1 protein-coding gene is annotated in these 506 nt (G+C 38.5%); it reads left to right on the forward strand.

Annotated elements, in window-relative coordinates; genetic code table 11:
* The coding region (locus tag PZE06_RS26040) for an IS3 family transposase (protein WP_275792118.1) at positions 1-506 on the forward strand (506 nt) is incomplete at both ends.

Raw genomic sequence — 506 nt, forward strand, 5'->3', positions numbered from 1 at the left:
ACGGGAACTTACCTCTTCTGAAGTGATTGAAAGGCAAGAAGCTAGAATTAAGCTACTGGAGGGGCAAGTAGAGTTATTAAAAAAGCTCGAAGTGACAGAAAGGAGGCTGCTAAACGCAAGCGAAAACTTAGAACCGAGTAGAGTATTTCAATTGATTTCTGAGACCATTGAACAAAGTGGTTTTAAGCGTATGACCAAGTATTTTTGTGATCTTTTAGAGGTTTCTCGTTCTGGATACTACAGCTTCCTTAAAGCATCTACTGTCCGTGAAGCCAGAGAACAATTGGACTTTGAAGCGAAAGGAATCATACTAAAGGCCTTTAATCGACGGGGATATAAGAAAGGGTCCCGATCCATCAAAATGATTTTGGAGAATGACTATAACATCATATTTAGTCGTAAAAAGATACAAAGAATCATGAGGAAATACGGAATAGTCTGTCCTCATAGAAAGGCAAATCCTTATAAAAAAATCGCTAAAGCAACAAAGGAGCATCAAGTCGTAG

This window comes from Robertmurraya sp. DFI.2.37 (assembly GCF_029211245.1).
Classification (GTDB): Bacteria; Bacillota; Bacilli; order Bacillales; family Cytobacillaceae; genus Robertmurraya; species Robertmurraya methanolica_A.